Here is a 26,005-nt window from a genome sequence, read left to right on the forward strand (position 1 = left end):
CTTGTGACAGATCCCCAGAAGGGCGCAGCGCGCCCCTCCGTCAACTCGCGGCTTGAAAATCTGCGCAATCTTGCCCCGACGGAGCGTCTGGCCCGGCTCGCCGATGCCGTGGCCCTGACCGAGGCGGAGCGCGCGACCTTCGGACCGGGTGGCCTGCCGCTGACGCTCGCCGACGGGATGATCGAGAACGTGATCGGCACCTTCCAGCTGCCGATCGGGGTTGCCACGAACTTCATCGTGAACGGTCGAGACTATCTCGTCCCCATGGCCGTCGAGGAGCCTTCCGTGGTGGCGGCAGCTTCCTTCATGGCGCGCCTTGCGAGAAAGAGCGGCGGCTTCTTCGCCTCCAGTTCCGGCCCCATCATGCGGGCCCAGGTGCAGGTTCTGGAATTGCGCGACCCGCATGGCGCGCGGGCGCGCATCCTGAAGGAGAGGGAAGCGATCATCGCGGCGGCCAACGTCAAGGACAAGGTGCTCGTCTCGCTGGGCGGCGGCTGCCGCGACGTCGAGGTCCATGTGTTCGATCAGACCGCGGCCGGACCGATGGTCGTGGTCCATCTTATCGTCGACGTGCGCGACGCCATGGGCGCCAACACCGTCAACACGATGGCCGAAGCGGTGGCGCCGATGATCGAAGCCATCAGCGGCGGGGTCGTGCGGCTGCGGATCCTGTCCAACTTCGCCGACCTGCGCATTGCGCGCGCCATGGTGAGGATCGCACCCGAAACGCTCGAGACCGCGGAATACAAGGGCGATCGGATCGCCCGCGGCATCGTCGAGGCCTGCGCGCTTGCGATCGTCGATCCTTATCGCGCCGCCACGCACAACAAGGGGATCATGAACGGCATCGATCCGCTTGTCGTGGCCACGGGCAACGACTGGAGGGCCATCGAGGCCGGCGCGCATGTGTGGGCTTCCCGTTCCGGGCGCTACACGTCCCTGTCGACCTGGGAGCTCGACGCCGAAGGGCATCTTGTCGGCACGCTGGAGATGCCGATGGCGCTGGGACTCGTCGGTGGCGCGACCAAGACGCACCCGGCCGCGCGCGCCTGCCTGAAAATCCTTGGCGTTGAAAGCGCGCAGACCCTGGCCGAGGTGGCCGTGGCGGTCGGTCTTGCCCAGAACATGGGCGCGCTCCGCGCCCTGGCGACCGAAGGCATCCAGCGCGGGCACATGGCGCTGCACGCCCGCAACATCGCCATCGTCGCCGGGGCGACCGGGGACGAGATCGACAGGGTCGCGTCCTCGCTCTCCGCCAACCACGACGTGCGTGTCGATCGCGCCAGGGAATTGCTCGAGGAAATACGGGCGGAGAAGGTATGAACGTTCGTCTTGATGGCGGTGAACCCGTCGTCTCGACTAGCATTCGATGACCGGCGCCGTTGTGCTGCCCGATCTCAATCAGGCCATTGGAAACCAAGACGTGACTGAAGTGGATCCCAACAGCGATTTTCCGGTGCGGAGCGGCCCGCTCGCCGGCGTCGTCGTCCTCGACATTACGCGTGTGGTCGCCGGACCGTTCTGCTCGATGCTGCTCGCCGACCTCGGCGCGTCGGTGATCAAGATCGAGAATCCGGAAGACCCGGACTATGCGCGTACCTTTCCGCCCTTCGTCGGCGAGGAAGGCTCCGAGCTCAGCGCCTTCTTCACCCAGTTCAACCGGAACAAGCTCGGCCTCACCGTCAATCTCAAGTCGCCCGAAGGCAAGGCCCTGCTCAAGCGGCTGGTCAGAAAGGCCGATGTCTTGGTCGAAAACTTCCGGCCGGGCACCATGGACAAGCTCGGCCTCGGCTATGAGGTGCTCAAGGCCGAGAATCCGCGGCTGATCTATACCGCCATCAGCGGCTTCGGCCGTACCGGTCCCAACTCCTCCAAACCCGCTTACGACAACACCGGCCAGGCGGCCGGCGGACTTTGGTCAATGAACGGCTATCCGGACAGGCCGCCGGTGCGGGTCGGCACCATCATCGGCGACCTCGCGGCGGCGCTCTATGCCGCGATCGGCACGCTGGCCGCGCTGCGCCAGGTCGACAAGACCGGCGTCGGCCAGGTGGTCGACGTCTCGCAGCAGGACTCCGTCCTGACGCTGACCGAGAATGCCGTCGTCCGCTACACGGCAAGCAAGGAGATCGCTTCGCCGCTGGGCAACGACCATCCCTTCGTGCGCCCCTATGGGCAATTTCCCTGCAAGGACGGCTATGTGTTCTTCGGTGGTTACACCGACAAGTTCTGGGCCATCACCTGCGGCCTCTTCGGCGAGCCCGACAAGGCGACGGACCCCGAAATCGACACGATGGAGAAGCGCTTCGATCCGATCGTTGCCGAGACCAGGGTCAAGCCGCTGCTCGATCGCTGGTTCAGCCGCTACACCAAGGCCGAGCTTGAGGAACTCGCCGGCGACAAGGTGCCGCTGAGCGCCATCAAGACCATCGCGGAAGTGGTCGAGGACCCGCACATAGCCGCCCGCAACATGATCGTTCAGGTGCCGATCGGGCGGCAGCTTCTCGGCATGTTCGGCCTGCCCATCAAGCTCTCCGAAATGGCCGAGGCGGCGCCGCAGAAGGCGCCGGCGCCCGGCGAGCACAACGATCTCGTTCTCGCCCGGCTGGTCGGGCTTTCGCCGCAAGAGCTGGACGCCATGAAATCGCGAGGGACGGTCTAGCGATGGCGATCGATTTCAACGTCGACGGGCCTGTGGCCACGATCCGGATCAACCGTCCGGAAAAGCTCAATGCCCTGAGCCTGGCCATGTATGAGGATCTCGGCCGCGCCTTCGACGAGGTGCGGGACGACGACCGGATCCGGGTGGCGGTGCTCGCCGGAGCCGGAGACCGGGCCTTCTGCGTCGGGGCCGACCTGAAAGAGTCCATTCCGGCGCTGGCCTCCGACAGCTTCGATATTTCCGCCTGGGACCCGGCGCATATCAAGACCTCCGGTTTTTACAAGCCGGTGGTGGGCGCCATCCGCGGCCTGTGTATCGGCGGCGGTTTCGAACTGATGCTGGCCACCGATATCAGGATCGTGGCCGAGGACGCCGTCTTCCAACTGCCGGAGCCGGCTCACGGCTTCGTTCCCGCCGGCGGCACGCTTGTGCGCCTCGTTCGCCAGATCGGCTACGCGCACGCGATGGAGATTCTGTTGACCGGAAGGCGGTTCACGGCGGCCGAGATGCTCGCCTGGGGCGTCGCCAACCAGGCCGTGGCGAGCAGCGAGGTCGAGCGCGTGGCGCGCGATATCGCCGAGCGCATCGCATCCTTCAGCCCGACAGCCATCCAGACGATCAAGGAAGCGGTCCTGACATTGCAACACCTGCCGCTTGGCGATGCCTTCCAGCAGGAAGCGCGACTCGGCCAGCGCACCTTCACGAGCGACGACGCCAAGCGCGGACTCGACGCTTTCGCCAACAAGGGCAAGTGACCGTGGCAACAGCATCCGAAAAAATGACGCCGAGCGCGGCGACGAAGACAAGGCACCGGATCGGCCTCACCCAGGAACTGATCGTGTTCGTCGTCGCGGTGCTCCTCTTTGTCTATTTCTCGGTCGCCCTCAATGGATTCCTCAGCCCGGAGAACATCCTCAACCTGATCCGGAACGTCGCCATGCTGGGCATGCTCAGCCTCGGTATGGCGGTGGTGGTCATCGGCCGCGGCGTCGACCTTTCCCTGGTCGCGGTGATGGCGGTCTCGCTCACTTTGTCGATCGTACTTGCCAACCAGGGCTATGCGTTCTCTACCGCCCTGGCCCTCGGGCTGGCCTTCGCGGTCGCCGTCGCGGTGGTGATGGGTTTCCTGATCGCCTATGTCGAAATCCCGGCCATCTTTGCGACGCTCGCGGTATCGGCGATCGTCTATGGCCTCGGGCGAGGGGTGATAGCGTCGCTCGACGTAAACAACATTCCCGACAATCTGCACTGGTTCCTGTTTCTCGGACGCGGCGCCGTGCTTGGCATCCCGATGCCGATCTGGCTGTTCGCGATCTGCTCGGCAGCACTCTATCTCTTCCTCAGGAAGACCGGTCTCGGGCGCTTCATCTACGGCATCGGAGACAACATCTCCACGGCGCGGATCACCGGCATACCGGTCCGGCCGATCATCATCCTGCAATATGTAATCTCGAGCACCATGGCCTTCCTGGCCGGCTGCGCGACGGCGGCTTCCGTGGCCAGCATGAACATGCGCATGGTCAACTCCACCCTGATATACGACGTGCTTCTGGTCGTCATATTGGGCGGCATCGGCCTCACCGGCGGACGCGGCGGCGTCCGCAACATCCTGGTCGGCACGGTGCTGATCGGCCTGCTGCTGAACGGCATGACCATCCTCAACATCTCCTACACGGTCCAGAACCTGCTCAAGAGCACGGTGCTGCTCTTCGCGCTGGTGATCGACGCCCTTCTCAACCCCCGAGATGAACAGACATCGCAGCAAGGGGACATCTGAAACCGACAGTCATCGAATGGGAGGAACCGAGATGATGATCCTGAAATACGCGGCGGCCGCGCTCACGGCGGCCATCATTTTCACGAGCTGCGCGACGGCGCAGGAGGGCATGGCCGATGCGCTCAGGCAGCCGACGCTCGATTCGCTTGCCGGCAAGAAAGTGGTCTTCGTGCCGATGTCGATGAGCTTCGACCTGCCGGAAGGCTGGGCCGCGATTATGGAAAAGGAAGCCAAGCGGCTCGGCTACACGATCGACATCCGCGACGCCAACTGGAGCACCGACACCGGCACGCGCGCGCTGACCCAGGCGATCACCGAGAAGCCGGACATCATCGTCGTGCAGAATTTCGATGTGGCGTCCTACGCCCGCACCCTGAAGAAGGCCGAGGATTCGGGCATCAAGGTCGTCCAGGTCAACATGAAGTCGAGCTATCAGACCGATGCCTTCGTCGGTGCCGACTGGTACGGGATTGGCCAGTACGCCGCCAACCGCATGATCGAGAAATGCGGCAAGGCCACCGGCAAGAGCGGCAAGATCGCCATCATCCAAGGTCCGGCAACGGCGGCGGCCAGCGTCTATCAGCTCAACGCCATCACCGAAACGCTCAAGGGCCATGACGATATCAAGATAGTCTCCAGCCAGACGGGTGACTGGGATCAGTCCAAGGCGCATGGCATCGCCCAGACGGTGATCCAGCAGAACCCGGATCTTTGCGGCATCATTGGCTTCTGGGACGTCATGGATGCGGGGACCGGCGCGGCCATTCAGGAGTCGGGCAAGGACATCTACCTGATCACCTCGGGCGGCGGAAACAAGACCGCGTGCCAGGGCGTGCAGAACGGCACGTTCAACGAGGTCATCTCCTATGACGTCGAGGGGCAGGGCCGAGACCTGAACAACACCATCAAGGTCTTGCTGCAGTCGAAGGAGCCGGCAGGCTCGCTCAAATTCGCGCTCTATACCCCCAACAAGTTCATCACCAAGGACACCATGTCAGCGAACAGCTGCTGGGACCTCGATCAGTTGAAGAAGTAGGGAACAGGCTGGGCCGCTGCGCGACAAGGCGGCGGCCCCGGCCGAGGCCGGATTTGATTGGGACGTTGTGATGGAAGCGATCGAGCGCCTCTATTTTCGTTATTTTCCTGAAAAGGTGCTTGGCGAAGTGCTGTCGAAGCGCTGGAGCGACAATGCCGTTCCGGTTTTTGCCACGATCCTCACGGTCGGTTTCTTCCTTCTGGAAAATCCGCATTTCTTCACGCTCGACAGCGTGACCGAGACGTCGCGCCAGCTCTCGGAGTTCGCGCTGGTGGTCGTGGCGACGGGCATCGTGCTGCTCGCGGGCGGGCTCGACCTTTCGGTCGGCAGCGTCTTTGCGCTTGCCAACATCACGGCCCTGATCTGCATCTCGCTGCTCGGCTGGCCGGTTTGGGCGACAGTGCTTGCCACGCTGGCGGTCGGAGCCGTCTGCGGCGCGGTCAACGGCTTCCTGATCGGCTATCTGCGCATCCGGGCGTTCCTGACGACGCTTGTGACGCTGATCATCATCCGATCAGTCGTCGACATCATCCTGCTCCACTATGCGGTGGACGTCTCGGCGGTGTTCCCGGATTCCGACCTCTGGGCCTTCATCGGGGAGGGCAGCGTCTTCGGGATCCCGTTCTCCTTTCTCGTAGCCCTGGTCGTCATCGTGCTGTGGCATGTGGTGCTCACCCGCGCCAGGACGGGCTGGCACATCACCGCTGTCGGCGGCAGCCGCCGCTCGGCCTACAATGCCGGCCTGAAGGTCAAGTTCGTCATCTTCTCGACCTATGTCTGGTCGAGCGTGCTGGTGTCGCTGGCCGGTGTGTTTTTCGCCGCGCGTCTCGGCAGCGCCGGATCGGACACCGGCGTCGGCCTCGAGATCGCCGCGCTGACAGCGGCCGTCCTCGGGGGCAACAGTTTGGGCGGCGGCCGCGGCTCGGTCGTGAAGTCCGTGCTGGGCGCGGTGGTCGTGCTCATCCTCACCGACAGCATGGTCCGCATCGGCATCACCGGCGGCATCAGTTCGATGATCCTCGGCATCGTGCTGCTCTGCGTCGTGGCCATCGACGTTCGCTGGCTGAAGAACAGGCACAAGCTGCTCAACAAGGTCTATTTCTCGCCGAGTTATTTCCGCCTGCCCGAGCTTCCCGACACCGACGCCGGATCGGCGAGCCCCTACGCGCTCAACGACCGGCTGAAGGACGTCACGCTGATCGGCAAGGGAGAGATCGAGGGGCCGGAGGACGTCATCTTCGACGGCCAGGACAATCTCTACTGCCCCAATCGCCATGGCGACATCGTGCGCTTCCTGGCGCCCGATTATGCGCAGTGGGAGATTTTCGTGCATATCGGCGGCCACCCGCTGGGGATGGCGTTCGACGCCGACGACAACCTCAATGTCTGCATCGGCGGCATGGGCCTCTACCAGGTCTCGCCCGACCGCAAGGTGACCAAGCTCACCGACGAGACCAAGCGCACCTTCCTGTCGGTCATCGACGATTCCCGCCTCAAGCTCGCCGACGACCTCGACATCGCGCCGGACGGCCGCATCTTCTTCTCGGAAGCGACCATCCGCTACGACATGCATGACTGGCCTACCGATGCGCTGGAGAGCCGCGGCAACGGACGCCTAATCTGCTACGACCCGCGGGACCGGTCGACGGCGACGATCCTGCGCGACCTGCAGTTCCCGAACGGGGTCTGCATGGCCGGCGACGGAGAATCCTTCTTCTTCGCCGAGACCTGGGGATGCCGCATAAACCGGTACTGGTTCGCGGGGCCGAATAAGGGCAAGCGCGAGGTCACGATCGCGAACCTTCCCGGATATCCGGACAATATCAATCGCGCCTCGGACGGCAATTTCTGGCTGGCCCTGGTCGGCATGAGGTCGCCCGCTCTGGATCTCGCGATGCGGATGCCGTCGCTGCGCAAACGCATGGCCAAGCGGGTCGCCAGGGACGAGTGGCTGTTCCCCAACATCAACACCGGCTGCGTCCTGAAGTTCAGGCCCGATGGCGAGATCGTCGAATCCTACTGGGACCTTGGCGGCAAGAACCATCCCATGGTGACGTCGATGCGCGAGCACAAGGGCCATCTCTATCTCGGCGGCCTCTACAACGACAGGATCGGCCGGCTGAAATTGCCCGATGCCGATCCCGAATGGACGTCGCAGGCCGCCTATTGGGGAGCGCGCGCATGAGCCTCTTGCGTTTCGTCGGTGGCATCGTCGACCGGTTCATGGGCGGCCGCGGCGAGCATTCGATCACCGTGCCGGTCATGGACGGCGCGCTGAAGCCGAACAATCTTCTTGAACAGGTCTCCAGCATCGCGACGCTGAAGGACGCCGATAATCTGTTGATCGCCGGCAACCTCGTCCTGGCCTCGTCGGGAAGAAGCCTGGTCGAGATCGCGAGCGACGGTTCGGTCGCGACGCGCGCGACCTATGAGGCGGACATCACGTTCCTGGCGGCCTCCGCCGGCGGCGCGATCGCAGTCGGCCTGGATGGGCAGGGCATCGCGATCGTGGGCGGATCGCATGATGGTCAGCGGCTGCCGGCCGCCCTCGGCAATCAACGCCTCAATTGCCCGACCGCCGGCGTGTTTGCCGATGAAGACACGCTCGTGGTCTGCAACGGTTCGGGCGCACATCCCGTTGGCGAATGGGCGCGGGACCTGCTGGAGCTCGGCCGCGGCGGCAGCGTGCTGAAGATCAATATCGGTGCCCGCGACGCTTCGGTGATCCAGGATGGTCTCGGCTATCCTTCCGGCGTGTGCATCGCCGGCCGCGATCGTGTGGCCGTCAGCGAGGCATGGCGGCACCGTCTACTGACGGTCGGGATCGGCGGCGAAGGCCGCGCAACGCCGCTGGCGGACCTTCCGGCCTATCCGGGCCGCATCTGTCCGTCTATCCGGGGAGGGTATTGGCTGACCCTGTTTGCTGTGCGCTCCCAGCTGCAGGAGTTCGTGCTGCGTGAAAAACGCTACAAGCGCGAGATGATGGAGACGGTCGCTCCCGAATACTGGATCGCGCCCACGCTATCGAGCGGCCATAGCTTTAAGGAGCCGCTGCAGGCGGGCGGGGTCATCCGGCTCGGCATTCACAAGCCATGGGCGCCCACGCGCTCCTACGGGCTCGTGGTTAGGCTTGACGATGAGTTCCAGCCGATCTGGAGCGCGCACAGCCGGGCCGACGGCAAGCGCCACGGCATAACTTCCTGCGCGGAGCAGGCCGGGCAGTTGCTTTTGACCTCGAAAGGCCGCGGCGAGATCATCGCCATCGACCACCTCGATCCTAGCGAGCCCGACATCGTTTCCACCTTGGATGCCGTAGCATGACACCCATTGTCGATCTCAAGGCGGCAACCAAGGATTTCCGCGGCAATCCGGCGTTCCTGGATGTCGATTTCCAACTGCTGCCTGGCGAGATCCACGCTTTGCTCGGCGAAAACGGCGCCGGCAAATCCACGCTCACCAAGGTCCTAGCAGGGGTCTATCCGCTGAGCAGCGGCAAGCTGTTCATCGATGGCCGGGAAGAGCGCCTCAGCACCCCCGCCGAGGGCCTCGCGAAGGGCATCGCCATGGTCTACCAGGAGAACAGCCTGGTGCCATCGATGACGGTCGCCCAGAACATCTATCTCGGCAAGGAGAAGCCGCTCAATCGCCTGCGCGGCGTCTATATCTCGGCCCAGCAATTCCTGCAGTCGCTCAATTTCCATGTCGATCCCTCGGCGATCGTCGGCTCGCTCGGCGCAGCCCAGAAACAGATGGTGGAGATCGCGCGGGCGGTTCACCACAAGGCCAAGGTAATCATCTTCGACGAGCCGACGGCGACGCTGACGCCCGAGGAGAAGAGCTATTTCTTCAAGCTGATCAGGAAACTGAAGGAAGAAGGGGTCTCGATCATCTTCATCTCGCATGCGCTGGAGGAAGCGCTGCTGGTGGCGGATCGCATCACCATCCTGCGCGACGGCAGACTGGTTGCATCCGACAAGGCGTCCGCCTTCGATCGCCAGAAGATCATCCAGGCGATGGTCGGCCGCACGCTCACCGACGAGATCTACAGCGGCGCTTCGCGGAGCCGCGCGCCGCGTCGGCGCGGGCCAAAAGTGCTTTCGGTCGAGAACCTGTCGATGGGCAACATGGTCCGCAACACGTCCTTCTCGCTTTATGCCGGCCAGGTGACGGGCATCTTCGGCCTTGTCGGATCCGGCCGCACCGAGACGCTGAAAGTCGTCAGCGGCGTGCTCAAGCGCGACTTCTTCCACGGCGGCGAAGTCAAGATCGGCGGCCAGCCCAAGCGCTATCTGGTGCCGGCGCCCGCCGTCCGCGACGGCATCGTCTACGTCACCGAGGAGCGCAAGGCCGAGGGCTTTTTCGAGACGATGAGCATCGCCGAGAACATCTATATGGGCCATCTCGGCGGCCAGGCCTATGGCGGCCTGAACATCATATCGATGAAGCAGGCGCGCTCGCTCGCCGAAGACTGGCGCAAGCGTCTGAACATCCGTGCCATCGACCCCAATGCGAAGGTCATCGAGCTGTCAGGCGGCAACCAGCAGAAGGTCGTCATCGCCAAGGCCCTGGTGCAGAAGCCGAAGCTGGTGATCTTCGACGAGCCGACGCGCGGCGTCGATGTCGGCGCCATCGCCGAGATCCACGCCTTCATCAACCAGCTCGCCGACCAGGGAATCGCAATCGCGGTGATCTCTTCCTACCTGCCGGAGATCCTCACGCTGTCGGACCGGATTCTCATTGCGCGCCAGGGCAAGATCGTCGAGGAAATGGATCGCCGCAACGCAACGGAAGAGGCAATCATGTATGCCGCGGTCCATTAGGATCGTGCGCTGAAGCGATGGATCAGTCGCGCGAACCCGCGCCGGCTTTCAGGCGTAGCGCCAGGGCGCGGGCATGCGCCAGCTTCCGGATGTCGACGCCAGTGTCGTAGCCGAGCCGCGTTAAATGCGCGACGACAGCCTCCGTGGCGACATTGCCGGCCGCACCCGGCGCATAGGGGCAACCGCCCAGCCCGCCGACAGCGCTGTCGAAGATCCGGATGCCGAAGGCCAAGGCAACATCGACGTTCGCCAAGGCCTGGCCCGACGTGTCGTGGAAGTGACAGGCAAGATGCGAGGCAGCAATGCCACGGGTAACCTCGGCCAGCATCCGATCGACCCTTTCGGGACTCGCGCGTCCGATCGTATCCGCGACGGCCACCTCCCCGCAGCCGATGCCAATCAGGCGCTCGGAGACATCTCTCACCGCTTCCGGCTCGATAGCCCCCCTCATACCGGCAGTCGATGGCGCAGGAGACGTAGCCTCTCACAGGGAGCCCGTGGACGGCGCTTATTGCCGAGCGCGGCATCGTGCCGGCTAGCGTGCGCGACATATCCGAGACCCCCGGCTATTCGCAGGGCGCGTTCTATTGGAATTTCGCGGACAAGGATTCGCTGCTCGTCGAGCTGGTGGACGGCCAGCTGGTGCAGCTGGCGGAAAGTTTCGACGCGCTTATCCGAGAGACGGAACCGTGCAGTCTCGATGAGACGCTGTTGGCATTGGTGCGTTGGCTGAACGAGCAGCACGCCGATCAGAGACTGTCACATCTGATGCTCGAGTTTCAGATGTATGCAAATCGGAGTCAGAACTTCGGTGCCAGCTTCCGCAAACGGCATGCCGGTCATCTCTCCACGTTCGCAGACGGCTTTGCGGTGCTTTTTGCGCGCTATGGAAAAGTTCCGCCGTTATCGCCCATGCATATGGCGATCGGGTTTATTGCGCTTTGGAACGGGTTCAGCGCCTTGTCGCCACAGGATTACGGGGTGGCGCCGGGCGACGTGTATCTGCCGTTCCTTCGGGCGCTCTTTGCGGATGCCGCAGAGGAGGCTTGAACGAGGAGACTGCCCAAACCCTCGAGGTTCGGCAGCGACGCGTGGTCTGCTATGCCGTCAATTTCATCGCGAAGTCTTCGGCGAGTGCCACTCTGTCAACGTCAACATCGACGCTGAAACCACGCGCTTTCAGATGCCGGACAAGCACCCCGCTTGCCAGGTTACCCGCGGCCCCGGGCGCATAAGGACATCCGCCGAGCCCTCCGGCGGCGCTGTCGAACACCCGGATGCCGCGCCTCAGTCCGACGTCAACATTGTCGAGTGCCTTTCCATACGTGTCATGGAAATGGCAGGCGATCACGCCGGACGGAAGCTCTTCGAGCAGCGTTCCAAGCATGGTGTCGACGTCGCCGGGGCTGGCCGTGCCAATCGTGTCAGCCACGGCTATTTCATGGCATCCCATGGCAAACAGTTTTCGAGCGATATGCGCAACGTTGTTTGGATCGATATGTCCCTCGTACGGGCAATTGACAGCGCAGGAGATGTAGCCTCGCACGGGGACGTCGTGATCCCTTGCAAGCGCAAGGATCTCTTCAAAGCGCGCAAACCCTTCCGCAATGCTGCAGTTGGTATTTTTCCTGGAGAAGGTTTCGGAAGCACTGCTGAACAGCGCAATCTCATCGGCGCCGTGCTCGATCGCTGCATTGGCGCCCTTGGCGTTGGGAACCAGCACGGAATAGGCAGTGCCAGGCTTTTGTTTCACGGTCGCCATGACCGCTTCATGATCGGCCATTTGCGGGACCCACTTCGGCGATACGAAAGCCGTTGCTTCGATCCGTTTGAAGCCGGCATCCGAGAGCATCTCGATCAGCTTCACCTTATCTTCCGTCGAGATCAGGCGTTTTTCGTTTTGCAGTCCGTCGCGGGGGCCCACCTCGACAATGGAAACCAGATCGTCCGTCATCTCAGTGCACCGCCGCATACATGATTTTCTCCTCGGTCGCGTCCTCGATCGCCATCTCCTCGACGATGCGGCCCTGCCGCGCCACCAGGATGCGATCCGAGATGGCGAGGATTTCCGGAAGATAGGAGGAGATGACGACGACGGCTGCGCCTGCATCGGCGAGCTTCTGGATCATCTCGTGGATTTCGGCGATGGCGCCCACGTCGACGCCGCGTGTCGGCTCGTCGAAGATGATCAGTTCCGGAGCCTGGATCAGGCTCTTGGCGATCACCACCTTCTGCTGGTTGCCGCCCGACAGTTCGACGACTTTGGCGTTCTGCCGGATGGTGCGGATGCTGAGCCTGTCGATCCATTCCGCGGCCTCGCGCCGTGCCTGCGACATGGTCACGACCGATGCGGGATTGGCCCGTTTCGCCAGCTTGCCATAGAAAATGTTCTGGGCAATGCCCATCGTGTCGAACAGGCCGTCGAGCTTGCGGTCCTCGGTGATATAGGCGATGCGGTTGTTGATGGCGCTGCGCGGCACGTTGAAGTGCACCGTCTCTCCGTTCAGCTTGATGCGGCCGCCATGGAAGAAATCCCGCTTCAGCACGCCGGAGGCGATCTTCATCATCTCCGTGCGGCCGGCGCCGACCAGCCCGAACATGCCGGTGATCTGACCTGCGAAGATCGACATTGTGGCGCTGCGCACCGCCTTGCCCATGGAGACGTTTTCGAGCGCCAGCACCTTCCTGCCCGCCGGCCGGCCGATGCGCTTCTTGCCGTAGAGCTCGTCCTTCAACTGGCGGCCGACCATGGCCTGCACGATGCGGTCGCGGGTGAAATTCCCGGTCTCGTCGGTGACGACCAGCTCGCCGTCGCGCAGGATCGAGATGCGGTCGGCGACCGCGAGGGCTTCTTCGAGCGCGTGGCTGATGAAGATGATCGAGCCGCCATCGGCCTTCAGCCGCTCGACCAGGGCGAAGAAATGCTGCTTCTCCTCAGGCGTCAATGTGGCCGTCGGCTCGTCGAAGATGAAGATGCGGGCATTGTGCTGCACCGCCCGCGCAATTTCGACCATCTGCTTCTTGGCGGCGCCAAGGGAGGAGACCAGCGCCGTCGGCTCGACGTGAAAGCTCAACCGCTGCAATTGCTGCTGTGCCCGGATGTTGACGCCGCGCAGCCGGTTGAAGAAATTCTCCTCGCCGAGGAAGAGGTTCTGCGCCACAGTCATGGAGGGGATGAGGTTCGTCTCCTGGAAGACCATGGCGACGCCATGCGACAGTGCATCGCCCGGCGATGTGAAGCTGCGTGCCTCGCCTTCCACCAGCATCTCACCGGATGTCAGCGGATAGAGACCGGCGAGGACCTTGGTGAGCGTCGATTTGCCGGCGCCGTTCTCGCCCAGCAGCGCATGGACTTCGCCCTTGCGCAGCGTGAAATTGACGTTCCTGAAGGCGGCAACGCTGCGGAATTCCTTGGTGGCATTCCTGAATTCGACGATGTCGGTCATGACCGGGTGCCTCGCGAAAGGTCCAGGCGGAGCAGGGTGCCGGCGCCGCGCGAGGCGGCATAGAGAAAGCCGTCCATCTCCACAACGGAGGCGATGCCGTGCATCTTTCCGTCGGCACGTGAATGATAGCTCGCGACCGGCGACAGATCGGCATCGAGGCGCACGACCATGCCGTAGGAGCGCGACGGCGCCCAAGGCTTTATGATGCCCATCTGCCGCACGGAGCCGGCCTGCAGCGGCTGTTCCTCGTTGCCGCTCTCGGCAAAGTCCGGGCCGATCCAGGCATCGGGCGGTATGGTCGCCATCATCTCCATGCGGTAGTCGGCCTCGGTGAGCACGAGTTCGGTCAATTGCCGTCGCGGTGCGAACAGGGCGAGCCAGTAGCTGCCATCCGATGATGGAGCGAGCCGGGCAGGGTAAGCGGGCAGTTCGCCCAGCAGGCTCCGAGGGGCTGCGCCGGGCGCCACCGCAACGATCCGGTGCCGCCAGCTTTCCGCCACGGCGACGGCGCCATCGGGCGTATGGGCCAGGCCGTAGGGGAAGGCCAGCCCGCTCTGCACGACATCGGTCTTGCCGCTGGATATGGCATAGCGGATGAGCTCGCCGGTTGTGCCGTGGCTCATCAGGTCGCGCTTCCAGTCCGATATAGGGTGCTGGCGGGAGCCGATGGCGAGCAGCAAGGCATCCTCACCGTCGAACAGGCCGGCGTTGACGCAGGACGTGTATTCGCGCGGAAGGTCGAGCTGTCGCTGCTCGCCCGTCGCCCTGATCAGCTTGAGGCCGGTGGCCTCGACCGCGACGGCGACATCGCCTGTGGGGGAGGCTGCGGTCATCGTAACCGGTCCGTCGAATTGCCGCACGAGCGTAGCGGATTTCGTCTGCAGGTCGATGCGGAACAGGCTGTTGCCGCTGCTGCAATAAAGTCCGGCCGGCGATGCCGCGAGATTGTCGATAGCCGGCAGATCCAGCAGATGTTCGGTCGTATCGAGCAGATTGTTGGGCTTGTAGACGCCGTCCATGGGAGGCACCCTCAGCACATCCTCGTCGCCACGGCCGAGAAAAGCGGAAATGCGGGAAAAGATGCTCATCAGTCCTTCCCCCAATAGTCCTTGCGCGCCGTCCAGCAGGGATCGGCATTCGGCAGGCGGATGCGGCCGATGCGATTGTTGGAGACGCCGCCGAGATAGAGATAGCCCTTGTGCTCGCAGGTCGAAGTGATCGAGGGATGGTTTTCGCCGGCGCGATCCCAGAGCACGTCGAGGATTTCGCCACTTTCGGAAATCTGCACAACGCAGCCGCGATTGACATTGGGAAACAGCCATTCGTCGGCCGCGATCCGCCTGGCCATCCGTTTGCGAAAGCCGGGTTTCTTCATCGCGAGGTCGAACGTCCGGGTCCGGAGACCGAGGAGCGCCACCCAATAGGCGCCGTTCGAGCCGCGATTGATGTTGTCAGGATAGCCGGGCAGGTTGGCGACCAGCACTTCGCGCTTGCCCTTGTGCGGGCCGTCGAACCAGTAACGCGAGATGCGGCAGGCCCAGGTCTCGGCGAAGATCAGCGACTGGCCGTCGCGGCAGATGGTGATGCCGTTCGGGAAGATCAGGCCGCGCAGCAGGGTGCGGGTCCTGCCCGTGCGGGGATCGTGGCAGATCAGCCTGCCATTGCCGCGACCTTCGAGCGCGTCGACCACCCAGTCGGACATTTCGTAGCGGATCGTCGCCTCGCTGAAGAAGATGCGGCCATCCGGCGCGACATCGAGATCGTCGGGCAGCCTCAGGCGGGAATCGTCAATCACCGACAGCCAGCTGCGGTTGGTCTCGTCGGTGACGCGGTCGATCTTGCCGCCCGGGCTGACCTTGTAGACCCCCATGCCGCCGACGCAGGTCAAAAGGTCGCCATTCTGCGCAAAGGACAGGCCGAGCGGATGGCCGCCGATGCGGGCGAAGATCTCATGTCTCCGGTAGTCGGGCGCGAGGAAACGGACGATCGTGCCGTGACGCGTGCCGGTATAGAGATGGTCGTTGCGGTCGAGCACCACGTCTTCCGGCCCTTCGACATCGCCGAGACCGATGATCTCGACATCGGCGAGCCGGTCGTTGAGGGCGAAGGGGTCGTCGGCGGCTTTCCGCCGCTCCGGCAATTCGAGATAGGTGGGCGAGACATAGACCTTGCTCAGGATCTTGCCGCGGTTTTTCACCCATTTCGCGTCGAAGAGCACGGCGAGGATCAGGATCAGGCCGAGCAGCAACTGGTTGACGGAGCCGGGCGTCGACAGCCGGATGAGGCCGTTGGTGAGGATCAGCACCAGGATCGCGCCGATGATGGCGCTGCCGACCGAGCCGCGTCCGCCGCCGAGCGACACGCCGCCCAGCACGACGGCCGTCAGCACCTGGATTTCGAGGCCTACGCCGGTGTCGGCGCCGGTGCTGCCGAGCCGGGCGGAGAACAGGAATGCCGCCACCGCCGTCAGGATGCCTGACGACACATAGGCCATGCAGACGGTCCGCTTGACGTTGATGCCGGCGTTGTAGGCCGATTTACGGGCGCCGCCGACGGCTCTCAGCCGCCAGCCGGGCCTGAGCCGCGACAGCGTGATGTGGATCGCGACGGCGATGACGACGAAGATCAGGAAGGAAACGGGCAAGCCGTGGAAATCGCCGAAGCCGAGCGTGTCCCAGACTGGCGACTCCGGCGTGTTGCCGACGATGGCACTGGCAAGCCTCGGGAAGATGATGTCATAGATGGAGCGGTAGATGACCAGCGTCACAAGCGTGGTGATGAAGGCGCGGAGCCTCAGATACCCGATCAGCACGCCGTTGAGCAGGCCGCACACGAGCCCGGTCACCAGCGTCATTGCTAGCGCCACCGGGAAGGGCAAGCCGAGCACGTTCATGCCGACCAGGGCGGCGAGCACGCAGAGCGCGAACATCGAGCCGACTGAAAGATCGATGCCGCCGGACATGATGACGATGGTGAGCGCCAACGCCACCAGACCGAACTCCGCCAATTGCCGCGAAAGATCGGCGATATAGGCGGCGTTGAGCAGGCCCGGAATGACGGAGGCCATGATGATTGTCACCACCAGCAGGGCGGCGACGGGAATCGCGCTGTCGATCCAGCTCTTCGACAGGATTTCTCCGACCAGGCGGCCGGAGAAATACCTGTAGCGCAATTGTATCAGCGTCTTGCTTTCTGCCATGCTCGCCTACTTCAGCTCATCAAGCGTCCAGCAATTGCGCTGGTTGACGTTCGCCTTGGTGATGAGCGTGAGGGGATTGAAGTACATCGTCTTTGTCTCGCCGGCCGGGCTGTCCGACATCAGCAGGCGGGCGATCTCCTGATTGAGCAAGTCGCCCTGCAGCGGCACGTTGTAGCTGATGTAAAGATTGAACAGGCCCTTGGTGACATTGTCGCAGCCGACTTGATTGCCGCCGCCCGAGGTGACGAGGAAGACCTGGTCGCTTTTGCCCGCTTCCTTGATCGCCGAGGCCGTGCCGGTGTCCTGATTGTCCCAGATACCGATGCCCCCGCAGAGGTCGGGATGCTGCTGCAGCACGGTCGCCATGATCGAGCGCGCCTTTTCCGGATTGTATTCGGTGGCCTGCTGCGACACGACCTGGATGTCGGGATGCTGGCTCAGCACCTTGTAGATGCCGTCGAGCTGGAAGACATCCGACGCCGCGGTCGGCACGCCGGTGTCGATGGCGATCTTGGTGGAGACGCCTTTGCCCTTGTCGCACTTGTCGACGATCGCCTCGGCTGCCTTCTGGCCGATCTCGGTCCAGTCGGCGCCGACATAGGAATCAGTCGTGGTATTGGATTCGAGATTGATCTGGACGATCTTGATTCCGGCAGCCTGCGCCTGCTTCAAGAGCCGCGCATAGGACTGGATATCCGGATTGTGGATGACCATCAGGTCGGGCTTTTCTGTGATCAGCGACTGGATCGCCTTGGTGCCGGCGTCGGTGCTCCAGGCCGGATCACGGATCTCGAACTTGTAGCCGAGACGGTCGGCCTGCTTGCGCATCTGCGCCGCCCAGCCCTCGGTCAGGTCGAAGCCCATGGAAAGCGGCACGAACACCACTTTCTTGTCCTTCATCGACGTGTGGAACGTGGTGCTGCGCGGGTTTTCGAGACCCCTGTCCTGTGCGGCGGACCAGCCGAGCCCAGCGGCGACCATGACGGCTGCGAGGGCGATTGTCTTCAAGGCACGTTGCATATTCTCCTCCCTAGTTATCTTCAGCTACAAAGATCAAAGGTCTCCGGCCTGCGACGTCTGTTCGTCGCGTGGGTTGACAATGGAATCGGCCACGATTGCCAGAAGCAGAACCACGCCTTTCACGAGGTTCTGGATGGTGTAGTCGATGTTCATGATCGTCATGCCGTTGAGCAGGATGCCGACGAAGACCGTGCCCAGAATGACGTTTCGAATGCTGCCGTGGCCGCCATTGAGGCCGATGCCGCCGAGCACGACGACCAGCAGGATGTCGTAGATCATCGTCGAATTGAATAGCCGGGCATTGATCGCATTGGCCGACGAGGCGAGGATCAGCCCGGCGACGAAAGCGATGAAGGCGCTGATGGCATACTGGGCGACGATCATCGGCCGCATCGGGACGCCGGTGGTGCGGGCCGCATTCGGATTGTCGCCCATCGCATAGATCATCCACCCGAAGCGTGTTCGCGACAGGATGAACTGGAACAGCGCACACAGCAGCAGGAAGGCGATCACGGTGACGGGAATGCCCAAGACGTTGCCCTGGCCTATCAATGCGAACCAGTCGGTGTTGACGGGCACGTTCTGCATTTCGAGCGCGAAGAAGAAGGTGCGGCCGGTTCCATAGATTACTGAACCCGCAGCCAGTGTGGCGAAGATCGGCGGCACGTCGCCGAAGGCGATCAGCGCGCCGATGATTACGCCGGAAAGGATGGCAAAACCTGCGCCGATCAGAAGCGCCAGAACGAAGGGATAGCCGGCGGCGGTGATCACGAAAGCCCAGGATACCGAGACGACCATGATCGCGATCATCGACACGTCGATGCCGCGCGCGATCACCACCAGCGCCATCCCCAAGGCGAGGATGCCGAGGATCGAGACGCTGCGCACCAGCACCAACAGATTGCCGGCGCTCAGAAATCCCGGCAGCAGCACCGAGAACAGCACGAAAGCAATCACGGCGAGCGTGAAGACGATGCCTTCCTGCGTGGCAATGATCCCGCGAACGAAGCCTGTCTTCGATGGATTGGGCTGATCGGAGCTGGCGACGGACATCGAACTCAGCCCCCGAAAAGCTTGGCGATCGCCGGCACACTGAGAAGTGCGGCATAGTACCCCATGAATTGCATGCCGGTGTTGAAGCCGATGATCCGGTAAAGCAGTCCGCCGACAAGACCGATCGCGAGGATGACAGCGAGCGCCAGCAGCCCGCCTTCCCACAGCCCGATCACCAGGACCAGGCCGACAAAGGTCCCGATAATCGCTTCATGGCTGACGTAGCGCGACACGAAGGCGGCGGCGGTGCGCGCATGGTTCATCGCGAAGGGATAGGCGATCAGCGCAGCGATCGCGACACCGATCAATCCATAGACGAGAAACTCAAAGGGCGTCAGGAGATTATGGAGGTTATTCACGGCACCGGTCGCGGCATCCACCGTGAAACGGGGGGCTGCGTTGTAGAGTGGCGCGGCCGGGCCTGCGGCGACCGGGCTGAGCGGCAGGCCGAAGGCGACCAATGGGATGAGGGCTTCTCGCACGTCGACCAGGAGATGGACGATCACCATCGGACCGCGAGGGGAGGACCTGAAGACATGGACCTCGACGTCACGGCAACCGCCGCCAAAGCCGACGAGGATAGCGTCCTTCGCATTGGCGCAGTCGACAATTCGATCCTTGGCAGCCAGGATATTGATGCGGACTCCATGTGGATCGCGGATCTGCGCCCTCATGACGGGCGCCGTGCTCGAGGTCGTGAACCCGCCCCCGGAACGCGCGATCCGTGCCATATAAGACGCGGCCGCCACCACGGATGGCTCTTCAACCGCCATCGGGATCAGGTAGTCGCGTCCGTTGACCTGGAAATTCGTGGCAATGCCGAGCGGCAACGCGAAGGTGCCGATCACGTTTTCGATCATGCCATTGGCCCGATGGATGTCGAGCGCGCCGTCCCCGGAAAGGGTTGCTTTCTCGGCATCGGAGAGCGAGACAGCCGCGGCAACTGCCAGCCGTTCGGCAGGCGAAAGGTTGCGCATATTTTCAAGTCGCGAATTGATGGATGGGCGCTGTACGCCCTTGTTCACGTCGGCCAAAGCCGCCTCCCACGTGAATTTTTTTGGATCCTCTTGATGGAGTTATCACCACTTTGGTACCCTAAAGAAAAGGTACACTTTAAGAATATTGTCTGAAATTGTACCCATGGGAGGGATGTGTTTGAGGAACGCGATAGCTGCACCCGCTAGAGGGCCCACCTTGGCGGAAACGGTCGTGGCGAAGTTGCGCGAAGACATTGTCTCCGGCGCGCTTCCCCCCGGAAGCCGCCTTCTTTCCATCCGCAAAGCCGCCGAGGCTTTTCAGGTTTCCAAGAATACGATCGTCGAGGCCTACGACCGATTGGCGGCCGCCGAATTGGTCGCGGCGCGCAAAGGATCCGGCTTCGTCGTGGTCTTCGCGCCCGATGGAACACAGAGACCGAAACATGTCACCGAAGCCGTAGATATTGCTTCGCTCCTCAGCGCGCAGCTCGACCAGGACTTTCAGATCCGTGTCGGTGACGGTCGGCCGCCGCCGTCATGGACCGAGCAGTCGGAGATCAGGCGGCATCTCGCGTCTCCAGGGCGAAGCTTGCTGGCCGAGTCGGACGCCTATGGCTCGGCGCTTGGCTTTCAGCCGCTCCGCCAGCAGATCGCAAGCCGCCTTGGGGCACAGCACATCGACGCTCGTGACGAGAACATCCTGACGACGTTCGGCGCGAACCACGCGCTCGATCTCATCATCCGCAGCATGCTGGTCGCCGGCGACGCGGTCCTCGTCGACGAGCCAGGCTATTATCCTCTCTTCGCCAAACTGGCCTTGGCCCAGGTCCGGATGGTCGGCATACGTCGAAATCCGGACGGACCTGATATCGCGGATCTCACCGCCAAGCTGATATCCGAACGGCCAAAGCTGTTTTTTACCCAGTCGCTCGGACACAATCCGACGGGCGGTTCGATCGCCTTGCCAGTCGCCCACGCAGTGCTCACGGCGGCACTGCGATACAACCTGGTCATCGTCGAAGACGATCCATTCGCCGATTTGCCGTCCCCGTCGATTCACAGGCTTGCGACGCTTGATCAGCTGAACAATGTCATATCCGTCGGTACGTTTGCGAAGACGCTGTCCGCCAGCCTGCGCTCCGGGTTCATCGCCGCCCGTCCGGACAGGATCGCGGCGCTTGCCGAACTCAAGATGCTTACGACAGTCAACAGTTCCGGGCATATTGAACGCCTGTTGCACCGGTTGATAGCGGAAGGCCACTACGACCGGCACCTCAAGCGCCTATGGCAGCGGATTGAAAGCGCCTCCAGCAAGGTTCAGGAGAAACTCCATCTTGGTGGCTGGGCGACCTATTCGGATCAAACCACAGGCTATTACCAATACCTGCTTCTGCCTGAAGGTGTCAGCGACCTAGATCTGGCCCGGGACGGCGCCAAGGAGGGCATCTTCATCGCACCCGGAAGCGTTTTCTGTGTCGACAAACAAACCCCGCTAGCACGGGGGATCCGGATCAACGTTTCGCGTGCCGATGATCCTCGCTTTTACGATTTCCTTCTGCGCAATTTATAAGCTCCGGAAAATGGCCGTCGAGCTCCGCCCCTCGTTGCTCGGCTCGACGGCCCATGCGCGAGCTTGGGAGGATGCGCGCACATCGAGTATAAGCGACAGCCGGCGCAGCGGACACAAGCGTGATTGGCATAGTCCAGAAAAAAGCACCTCAGATTGGTAAAGTGCTTTGATCCGAACTCTAGTGATCCACGGTTTGCTTCCTGATCCCGTTCGATGAGCCGGGACTCCGATCATCACCCATGCGAGCGAGAATTGCTGTAGGAGAGATACCTACCGCAACTTCACAACGAACTCGTTTAGACTTACTGTTTCTTAAATTCTTGCGCCTGCCAGATATCTCGCATTTTTGAGTACGCTTTTTCGTTGATCTTCTTCGGGGGGAAGAATGTTTGGACGATCCACGCTCGTACTTGCCTGCATCGCTTTGAGTTTCGGCGTCGCCAACGCGGCGGATTCCCGTTGCGTGGTCACGAGCTACAATCCGGTCAAGGGAATTCCGCCGGGTTACGCGGAGAGCCAAGGCTTCAAGGGCCGCTTCGATTATCCGAAAACCACCAGTGAGCAGCCGCCGGACTTTCTCGCGAACAAGGACTTCAGGGCCGACTGGCGCGGATACATGAATGCCGTCCTTGATTATGCCTTCGAGGGCAATGAAGACGGTACGGAAGCTGGCGTCCCGACCTCCTTCCGTCATCCATGAAAATACCAAGCGCAAATGGTATCGATGGACCGGGGAGACTCGGGACGGGAGTTTCTGCACGGTCTGACCTCCGAGCGTCCGACACGGCCCAATCAGCTTGGCGATGGAGTTCTGGGAGGCGACCCACCAACTGCTTCATGAGTTGGAGCGCAGCGTTCTCGCTTGCGGTCTAGAAGAGCGTCTCCGCAACGTTTCATCGGAAGAGTGTCCGGGATCTGGAAGTTGCTTCTTTTCTCTCCAAGTAGGTCCAAAACCGAGTTTGCGGCATGGCGTCCCAACGGACCGTTCAATCGGCCCTTCCAACCCATTTCGGGACGACCGTCCCAGCCGTAGGTGACGCCCTTCAGCTGGGCGTTGACGACGCTCTCCTTCAGCGCGTCGTTTGCCGTCGCGTTTGCGTCGTCGCCCCACATCAGCCCAACCGGTTTCAGTCGGCGCCAGGGATCCGATGACGCCACATCAGCAGCGTAAACGAATGTCCCGAAAACCCAACCGCTGGGTCCAGCTCTTGGATCACGAACCGCAATATCGATCTGAAGGAGATGCAGCGGCTGAACGCGCTTTGTAGGGTCGGCAGTGTTCCATCGCCGCTCCGGTCAAAATGGTCCCTCTCCATGCGGCGCATCATCCGGCACGGCTTCATGCGCCACGAGCTCCCTGTCGAACTTGAGGACGGCTCCATCGTGGCAAGCACGTCATCCGCCAGCCAGCATAGGCTTGTCTGGCCGCCGCCGAGCTTCTTCTCCGGCAGCAGGTTCGTCTCGCGCAGATTGTCCGGCACCATCTTCTTGTGGCCGCGGCGAGTCTGGAGGAACAGCCGGTCCGCGGTTATGGGCGACGGGATGTCCTCTTCCAGCACGATGGGTGTCGGCGATCGGGTCACCGACAGCAGCGCCTACTCCCTTGCCGCGCATGGGTGAGCACGCACGGGCGCTTCGCATAGCCAGCAAGACCTCTACGGTCGAAATGGCTGTTCAGAGTGCGCCTGCCTTTGGCGAAGCAAATCGTTGTTGACAGGCGTCGGCCCTTCCATATAGTCTTGGTATATACCAATGATCGCGACCGAGGGGAGGACGTCTCTACGCTCGAAAAGCACCGCAGAGCGGGAAATCCCGCCTGCAGGAGCATCTCGACTTTGCCCCGTCGCGCAGTCGAGCTTCGCATCGGCAGTTGTCCTCGCGGTCCATTGGTATATCCCAAAGGGCGGTCGGATCTCGCTGCGCGAAAAGTGAGTCGCGTCGTTCGTGGGAGCCCGGGATCTTTGAGCCAGAAGCCCGTTGGTGAGCATTTCACTGGTATCTACCAATCGGTAATGCCGTAAACAAGAGGGAGACTGGAATGAATATCCCACACAAGAGGTTCGCGGTGATTGCCGCTGCGGCCGTCATGATCGCCGGAGCGGGTTTGCCCGCACGAGCGGCGGACGTGGTGATTGTCGCAAACGGTGGCCCGCCCCAGGACGCCCACCGCCAAGCGATGTGGCAACCCGCCTCAAAGGCCCTCGGAATGACATTCGACGAGGACACTTCCCAGAGTTGGACCGAGGCCAAGGCGCAGGTCGATTCTGGTTCCGTCACCTGGGACATAGTGAACTTGAACATGGGCGAGGTGCCGCAGGCGGTTGCGGCGGGCATCTTGGTCAAGCTGCCTGCGGACATCGTTGACCGGACCCACTACGCTCCTGGTTCCGTGAACGACTACTGCATGGGAAACACAGTGTTCTCCATGGTCATCGCTTACAATACAGCCAAGTTCGGGAACAACGGGCCGAAGAACATGGTGGACTTCTTCGACGTGACGAAGTTTCCTGGCAAGAGGGCGCTGCTCCGCAGCCCGAGAAGCAATGTTGAGGCTGGTGCTCTCGCGTTGGGCCATTCTCAGAGCGAGCTATACAGCTACCTGCAGACGGACGATGGGCAGAAGGCTGTGCTCGACAAGCTCGCCGATCTGAAACCGACTGTCACTTGGTGGGACAGCGGTTCCCAACTAACTCAACTTATCAAGGACGGGGAAGTCGACCTGGCTTACGGTTTGGATGGTCGCATCAATGCGGCGATCGATGCCGGCGCGCCGTGGAAGATCGTCTATCAGGACGGGCTGCTCAGTGTTGATTGCTACGCAATCCTCAAGGGAAGTCCGCATCCCGAAAACGCTCTCAAGTTCCTCAAAGAGATCCTCAAGCCTCAATACACCAAGGACATGGTGAAGTACGTCGCCTACGGCCCCGCCGACCTGACGGCCTACGACGGCATGGACCCGAAGGTCCTTTCGAGGTTGACTCTGGCGCCGAAGAATCTGGTCGGTCAGTATCCTCAGGATGTGGACTTCTGGGGAAAGAGCGGGGCCAAGCTGTCGGAAGCGTTCGACGCGATGCTTGTGAAGTAGTGAAGACGGCCTTGGTGGCGGAGCTTCCGCCACCAAGGCCAACTCTAAAAAGCAGCCAAGTCTCGAGCACGCCCACCAAACCTCAAGTGCCGAGATAGATCACTTCATCGCCGCGGTCCTAGTCGTCTCGAACAGCGTCGGTCATGGTCCCGCGTCAGGAGACCGGCGACGAAGGGGAGGGAACCGTCAGGCGCTCGCGCAACAACCGGATACCGCAAGTGCTCAGGTCCAGGGCGACGACGTCTACCACCCTTCGAAGGCGTCCCCGATCGGCGGAAGCGAGGTTCGGGGCGACTGGCCACGCGTCGAAGCAGACGACAGCATGTCAGCCTGGATACGCCGCTAAAGCACCTTGCTAAGAAATGCGAGTTGCTCCCGCTCCTGGAATGAGCCGCCACCTTCATGATCATTGAAGGTGTAGGACTTGATCTCCTTGTCGCCCGCATAGGCGTTGAACGCCGCGTAGACCGTTGATGGCGGGCAGACCGTGTCCATCACCGCCACGGAGAACAGGGCTTTGGCCTTCGCTCTGCGCACGTGGTTGACGACATCAAAGTAGTTGAGCGTGGCGAAGGCAATTTCCACCATATCGCGGTGAACGGAGAGGTAGCGTGACACTTCGCCATAGGGATCGCGCGGCGCGAGTCCGACGGCTCTCGGAAAATCGCAGAGGAACGGGACGTCGGCTACCACCGCGTTGACGCTGGGATCGAGGCTCGCAGCGGCCAGCGCCAGCGCACCCCCCTGACTCCCGCCGGCTGTCGCAATCCGCGCCGGATCAATCTCGGCTCGGCTTCGCAACGCCTCGATGGCGCGCACGGCGTCGGTGAACACACGTCGGTAAAAATAGGTCTGCGGGCTCCCGATCCCTCGCGTCATGAACCCCGCATGCGACGAGTCCGACCCGATGGGATCGGGCGTTGCACCGACCGACCAGCCACCGCCCTGGCCGCGCGTATCCATCACCAGCAGCGGCCGCCCGGAAATAGGCCATAGCAAATGGTCCTGCGGGAAACCGCGGCCGCCGTTGTAGCCGATGAACTTCACCACAGCACCAGCGTCAAATGCGTTGCGCGGCTTGATATACCACCCCTTGATCGGATGCCCGCCCCAGCCGGCGAAGGTTACATCGAACACCTCGACTAGCGGGAGTCCGGCATCAACTAGCTCGAACGTCGCGTTAAGCGGCAGCGATCTCGCCTCAGCTAGGGTGGTCGACCAAAACGCGTCGAAATCGGTTGGTGGCACGATGCTGCTGCAATAGGACGGCAGGTCTGCGGCATTGAAATCGAAGAACGGCATTCACTTCTCCAAAATCGGTTCGGCAACCAATCGAGGTTGGCAGACCCCGAAAGTCACA

The 26,005-nt window shown here is 62.4% G+C and carries 22 protein-coding genes; 12 read left to right on the plus strand and 10 right to left on the minus strand.

All coding sequences use genetic code 11. The features are described 5' to 3' along the window. The first annotated feature begins 3 nt into the window (after nucleotides 1–3). The 8 genes from QAZ22_RS14085 to QAZ22_RS14120 all read left to right on the plus strand — a co-directional run bounded on the left by QAZ22_RS14085 (nucleotide 4) and on the right by QAZ22_RS14120 (nucleotide 10,295). Nucleotides 4–1,323, plus strand: a complete 1,320-nt coding sequence (locus QAZ22_RS14085) for a hydroxymethylglutaryl-CoA reductase, degradative (RefSeq protein WP_278207364.1) — start codon at nucleotides 4–6, stop codon at nucleotides 1,321–1,323. Nucleotides 1,324–1,423: 100 nt separating this feature from the next. Next, the gene (locus QAZ22_RS14090) at nucleotides 1,424–2,662 is read left to right on the plus strand and encodes a CoA transferase (protein ID WP_278207365.1); all 1,239 of its coding nucleotides are present in this window, start codon (nucleotides 1,424–1,426) and stop codon (nucleotides 2,660–2,662) included. Nucleotides 2,663–2,664: 2 nt separating this feature from the next. Continuing rightward, nucleotides 2,665–3,417, plus strand: coding sequence for an enoyl-CoA hydratase/isomerase family protein (locus QAZ22_RS14095; protein ID WP_278207366.1), 753 nt, complete (start codon nucleotides 2,665–2,667; stop codon nucleotides 3,415–3,417). A 23-nt stretch (nucleotides 3,418–3,440) separates the two neighbouring features. Then, nucleotides 3,441–4,439 carry an ABC transporter permease gene (locus tag QAZ22_RS14100; protein ID WP_278207842.1) on the plus strand — a complete coding sequence of 333 codons (999 nt, stop codon included), beginning with the start codon at nucleotides 3,441–3,443 and terminating at the stop codon, nucleotides 4,437–4,439. A gap of 31 nt (nucleotides 4,440–4,470) precedes the next feature. Then, entirely contained in the window at nucleotides 4,471–5,475 is a 1,005-nt protein-coding gene (locus QAZ22_RS14105) for a sugar ABC transporter substrate-binding protein (protein ID WP_278207367.1), read from the plus strand. Nucleotides 5,476–5,545: 70 nt separating this feature from the next. Further along, nucleotides 5,546–7,660 (plus strand): SMP-30/gluconolactonase/LRE family protein, encoded by a 2,115-nt coding sequence (locus QAZ22_RS14110; protein ID WP_278207368.1) that lies wholly within the window; start codon nucleotides 5,546–5,548, stop codon nucleotides 7,658–7,660. Beyond that, on the plus strand, nucleotides 7,657–8,796 hold the full coding sequence (locus tag QAZ22_RS14115; RefSeq protein ID WP_278207369.1) for a strictosidine synthase: 1,140 nt from the start codon (nucleotides 7,657–7,659) through the stop codon (nucleotides 8,794–8,796). The genes QAZ22_RS14110 and QAZ22_RS14115 overlap by 4 nt, the downstream gene beginning before the upstream one ends. Continuing rightward, the gene (locus tag QAZ22_RS14120) at nucleotides 8,793–10,295 is read left to right on the plus strand and encodes a sugar ABC transporter ATP-binding protein (RefSeq protein ID WP_278207370.1); all 1,503 of its coding nucleotides are present in this window, start codon (nucleotides 8,793–8,795) and stop codon (nucleotides 10,293–10,295) included. Before QAZ22_RS14115 ends, QAZ22_RS14120 begins: the two co-directional genes overlap by 4 nt. 22 nt (nucleotides 10,296–10,317) lie before the next feature. Here QAZ22_RS14120 and QAZ22_RS14125 read toward each other — a convergent pair whose 3' ends face one another. Continuing rightward, nucleotides 10,318–10,746 carry a hypothetical protein gene (locus QAZ22_RS14125; protein WP_278207371.1) on the minus strand — a complete coding sequence of 143 codons (429 nt, stop codon included), beginning with the start codon at nucleotides 10,744–10,746 and terminating at the stop codon, nucleotides 10,318–10,320. An 89-nt stretch (nucleotides 10,747–10,835) separates the two neighbouring features. On the opposite strand from QAZ22_RS14125, the gene QAZ22_RS14130 reads away from it, so the two are divergent. After that, the gene (locus QAZ22_RS14130) at nucleotides 10,836–11,345 is read left to right on the plus strand and encodes a TetR/AcrR family transcriptional regulator (protein WP_278207372.1); all 510 of its coding nucleotides are present in this window, start codon (nucleotides 10,836–10,838) and stop codon (nucleotides 11,343–11,345) included. A gap of 49 nt (nucleotides 11,346–11,394) precedes the next feature. On the opposite strand, the gene QAZ22_RS14135 is transcribed toward QAZ22_RS14130, so the two are convergent. Genes QAZ22_RS14135 through QAZ22_RS14165 form a run of 7 tightly spaced genes read right to left on the minus strand, consistent with a single transcriptional unit; the run spans nucleotide 11,395 to nucleotide 20,038 of the window. Further along, nucleotides 11,395–12,249, minus strand: coding sequence for a hydroxymethylglutaryl-CoA lyase (locus tag QAZ22_RS14135; RefSeq protein WP_278207373.1), 855 nt, complete (start codon nucleotides 12,247–12,249; stop codon nucleotides 11,395–11,397). A gap of 1 nt (nucleotide 12,250) precedes the next feature. After that, entirely contained in the window at nucleotides 12,251–13,741 is a 1,491-nt protein-coding gene (locus QAZ22_RS14140) for a sugar ABC transporter ATP-binding protein (protein ID WP_278207374.1), read from the minus strand. Continuing rightward, complete coding sequence (locus QAZ22_RS14145) at nucleotides 13,738–14,829, minus strand: hypothetical protein (protein ID WP_278207375.1); 1,092 nt, start codon at nucleotides 14,827–14,829, stop codon at nucleotides 13,738–13,740. The genes QAZ22_RS14140 and QAZ22_RS14145 overlap by 4 nt, the downstream gene beginning before the upstream one ends. Then, complete coding sequence (locus tag QAZ22_RS14150; RefSeq protein WP_278207376.1) at nucleotides 14,829–16,940, minus strand: SMP-30/gluconolactonase/LRE family protein; 2,112 nt, start codon at nucleotides 16,938–16,940, stop codon at nucleotides 14,829–14,831. The genes QAZ22_RS14145 and QAZ22_RS14150 overlap by 1 nt, the downstream gene beginning before the upstream one ends. A 6-nt stretch (nucleotides 16,941–16,946) precedes the next feature. Continuing rightward, a complete protein-coding gene (locus QAZ22_RS14155; RefSeq protein WP_278207377.1) occupies nucleotides 16,947–17,948 on the minus strand; it encodes a sugar ABC transporter substrate-binding protein in 1,002 nt (333 codons plus the stop codon). 45 nt (nucleotides 17,949–17,993) lie between these two features. Continuing rightward, nucleotides 17,994–19,013, minus strand: coding sequence for an ABC transporter permease (locus QAZ22_RS14160; protein WP_278207378.1), 1,020 nt, complete (start codon nucleotides 19,011–19,013; stop codon nucleotides 17,994–17,996). Nucleotides 19,014–19,018: 5 nt separating this feature from the next. Continuing rightward, complete coding sequence (locus tag QAZ22_RS14165) at nucleotides 19,019–20,038, minus strand: hypothetical protein (RefSeq protein ID WP_278207843.1); 1,020 nt, start codon at nucleotides 20,036–20,038, stop codon at nucleotides 19,019–19,021. Between the two features lie 184 nt (nucleotides 20,039–20,222). Between QAZ22_RS14165 and QAZ22_RS14170 the strand changes: the two genes are divergently transcribed. Both QAZ22_RS14170 and QAZ22_RS14175 read left to right on the plus strand, forming a co-directional pair. Further along, nucleotides 20,223–21,560, plus strand: coding sequence for a PLP-dependent aminotransferase family protein (locus tag QAZ22_RS14170; RefSeq protein ID WP_278207379.1), 1,338 nt, complete (start codon nucleotides 20,223–20,225; stop codon nucleotides 21,558–21,560). Nucleotides 21,561–21,945: 385 nt separating this feature from the next. Next, on the plus strand, nucleotides 21,946–22,260 hold the full coding sequence (locus tag QAZ22_RS14175) for a hypothetical protein (RefSeq protein WP_278207380.1): 315 nt from the start codon (nucleotides 21,946–21,948) through the stop codon (nucleotides 22,258–22,260). Between the two features lie 427 nt (nucleotides 22,261–22,687). Here QAZ22_RS14175 and QAZ22_RS32210 read toward each other — a convergent pair whose 3' ends face one another. After that, nucleotides 22,688–23,143 carry a hypothetical protein gene (locus QAZ22_RS32210; RefSeq protein WP_347566943.1) on the minus strand — a complete coding sequence of 152 codons (456 nt, stop codon included), beginning with the start codon at nucleotides 23,141–23,143 and terminating at the stop codon, nucleotides 22,688–22,690. A 455-nt stretch (nucleotides 23,144–23,598) separates the two neighbouring features. On the opposite strand from QAZ22_RS32210, the gene QAZ22_RS14185 reads away from it, so the two are divergent. Further along, the gene (locus QAZ22_RS14185) at nucleotides 23,599–24,645 is read left to right on the plus strand and encodes an ABC transporter substrate-binding protein (protein WP_278207381.1); all 1,047 of its coding nucleotides are present in this window, start codon (nucleotides 23,599–23,601) and stop codon (nucleotides 24,643–24,645) included. A 342-nt stretch (nucleotides 24,646–24,987) separates the two neighbouring features. Here QAZ22_RS14185 and QAZ22_RS14190 read toward each other — a convergent pair whose 3' ends face one another. After that, nucleotides 24,988–25,947 carry an acetylxylan esterase gene (locus QAZ22_RS14190; RefSeq protein ID WP_278207382.1) on the minus strand — a complete coding sequence of 320 codons (960 nt, stop codon included), beginning with the start codon at nucleotides 25,945–25,947 and terminating at the stop codon, nucleotides 24,988–24,990. Nucleotides 25,948–26,005 lie beyond the last annotated feature (58 nt).

It is taken from the genome of Mesorhizobium sp. WSM4906, assembly GCF_029674625.1.
GTDB lineage: Bacteria > Pseudomonadota > Alphaproteobacteria > Rhizobiales > Rhizobiaceae > Mesorhizobium.

What these genes read in the sequence shown, in the direction of transcription:
- QAZ22_RS14115 (WP_278207369.1), top strand. Translation starts at nt 7,657, where the DNA reads ATGAGCCTCTTGCGTTTCGTCGGTGGCATCGTCGACCGGTTCATGGGC.
- QAZ22_RS14135 (WP_278207373.1), bottom strand. Translation starts at nt 12,249, where the DNA reads ATGACGGACGATCTGGTTTCCATTGTCGAGGTGGGCCCCCGCGACGGA.
- QAZ22_RS14110 (WP_278207368.1), top strand. Translation starts at nt 5,546, where the DNA reads ATGGAAGCGATCGAGCGCCTCTATTTTCGTTATTTTCCTGAAAAGGTG.
- QAZ22_RS14145 (WP_278207375.1), bottom strand. Translation starts at nt 14,829, where the DNA reads ATGAGCATCTTTTCCCGCATTTCCGCTTTTCTCGGCCGTGGCGACGAG.
- QAZ22_RS14125 (WP_278207371.1), bottom strand. Translation starts at nt 10,746, where the DNA reads ATGAGGGGGGCTATCGAGCCGGAAGCGGTGAGAGATGTCTCCGAGCGC.
- QAZ22_RS14150 (WP_278207376.1), bottom strand. Translation starts at nt 16,940, where the DNA reads ATGGCAGAAAGCAAGACGCTGATACAATTGCGCTACAGGTATTTCTCC.
- QAZ22_RS14100 (WP_278207842.1), top strand. Translation starts at nt 3,441, where the DNA reads ATGACGCCGAGCGCGGCGACGAAGACAAGGCACCGGATCGGCCTCACC.
- QAZ22_RS14175 (WP_278207380.1), top strand. Translation starts at nt 21,946, where the DNA reads ATGTTTGGACGATCCACGCTCGTACTTGCCTGCATCGCTTTGAGTTTC.
- QAZ22_RS14140 (WP_278207374.1), bottom strand. Translation starts at nt 13,741, where the DNA reads ATGACCGACATCGTCGAATTCAGGAATGCCACCAAGGAATTCCGCAGC.
- QAZ22_RS14160 (WP_278207378.1), bottom strand. Translation starts at nt 19,013, where the DNA reads ATGTCCGTCGCCAGCTCCGATCAGCCCAATCCATCGAAGACAGGCTTC.
- QAZ22_RS14120 (WP_278207370.1), top strand. Translation starts at nt 8,793, where the DNA reads ATGACACCCATTGTCGATCTCAAGGCGGCAACCAAGGATTTCCGCGGC.
- QAZ22_RS14095 (WP_278207366.1), top strand. Translation starts at nt 2,665, where the DNA reads ATGGCGATCGATTTCAACGTCGACGGGCCTGTGGCCACGATCCGGATC.
- QAZ22_RS14105 (WP_278207367.1), top strand. Translation starts at nt 4,471, where the DNA reads ATGATGATCCTGAAATACGCGGCGGCCGCGCTCACGGCGGCCATCATT.
- QAZ22_RS14190 (WP_278207382.1), bottom strand. Translation starts at nt 25,947, where the DNA reads ATGCCGTTCTTCGATTTCAATGCCGCAGACCTGCCGTCCTATTGCAGC.
- QAZ22_RS14185 (WP_278207381.1), top strand. Translation starts at nt 23,599, where the DNA reads ATGAATATCCCACACAAGAGGTTCGCGGTGATTGCCGCTGCGGCCGTC.